Source organism: Sinimarinibacterium thermocellulolyticum (assembly GCF_040327995.1).
Taxonomy (GTDB): domain Bacteria; phylum Pseudomonadota; class Gammaproteobacteria; order Nevskiales; family Nevskiaceae; genus Solimonas; species Solimonas thermocellulolyticum.
Map to the genome: position 1 here is coordinate 1 of NZ_JBEPIJ010000048.1, position 1,281 is coordinate 1,281.

At 66.2% G+C, this 1,281-nt stretch carries 1 protein-coding gene; it reads left to right on the forward strand.

Annotated features, from left to right (window positions below; all coding sequences use genetic code 11):
• Positions 1-139: 139 nt before the first annotated feature.
• The coding region (locus ABSH63_RS15725; RefSeq protein ID WP_352891058.1) for an IS1380 family transposase at positions 140-1,281 on the forward strand (1,142 nt) is incomplete at its 3' end.

Below are 1,281 nucleotides of genomic sequence, written 5' to 3' on the forward strand. Positions count from 1 at the left end.
CCCGGATCCGTCACGAGTAGGCTGCTGAGAAGGCACGGCGGATTCGCTGTTGCCCAGTAGAATTCGGTTGTCGAAGCCAATTCTCTGGAGCGAATCCGCCGTGACGGAATGCTACCAAGGTGTGCTGGAGTTTGGGCGGGTGTCTCGGCGCAAGGTCGAGGCCGATTTTTCGGGTGGCGAGATCACGTCGGACGCCGGCGCGCTGCTGCTGCGGCAAGCCGATCGGCGTCTTGGCCTGACGGCGGCGATGGCCAAGGCGCTGGGCGATCCGCGGCGGCGTGCCAGCTGCGAGCACTCGCTGGTGACGCTGCTGCGCCAGCGGGTGTACGCGCTGGCGCTGGGCTACGAGGACGTCGACGACCACGATCATCTGCGCCACGACGGCGCGCTGCAGACGGCGTGCAATCGAGTATCTGTTCTGGGCAGCGCCAGCACCGTGGGTCGCGTCGAGCGTCGGGGCGATCGTGCTGCGGCGATGGCGCTGCACCAAGTGCTGGTCGAGCAGTTCATCGCCTCGTTTGCGAGCGCGCCGGAGGAGCTGATCCTGGACTTCGACGCCACCGACGATCCGGTGCACGGCAAGCAGGAAGGCCGGTACTTCCACGGCTATTACGACCAGTATTGCTTCCTGCCGCTGTACGTGACCTGCAACGATCAGCTGCTGGTGAGCTATCTGCGGCCGTCGTGTGTCGATGCCGCGGCACACGCCGGCGCAGTCCTGGTGCTGCTGGTGCGCCGGCTGCGCCAGGCGTGGCCGAACGTGCGCATCATCTTCCGCGGCGACTCGGGCTTCTGCCGGCGCCACCTCCTGACCTGGTGCGAGAACCACGGCGTCGGCTACATCGTCGGCATCGCCAAGAACGATCGGCTGCTGGAGAAGGCCGAGTCGCTGATGCGCGTCGCGCAGCAGCGATACGAGGCCAGCGGCCAGAAGCAGCGCAGCTTCCACACCGTACACTACGCCGCCGGCACCTGGACGCGATCCCGGCAGGTGATCGTCAAGGCCGAGTACTCGGACCAGGGCGAGAACCCGCGCTTCGTCGTCACCAACCTCGACGGCGATCCGCAGGATCTCTACGACCGGCTCTACTGCGCGCGCGGCGAGATGGAGAACCGGATCAAGGAGCAGCTGCAGCTGTTCGCCGATCGCACGTCGTGCCACAAGTGGTGGCACAACCAATTCCGGCTGCTGCTGTCGAGCTGCGCGTACGTGCTGGTCGAGACGATCCGGCGCATTGGCCTGAAGAACACGCAGCTGGCACGCGCGCAGGTCAACACGAT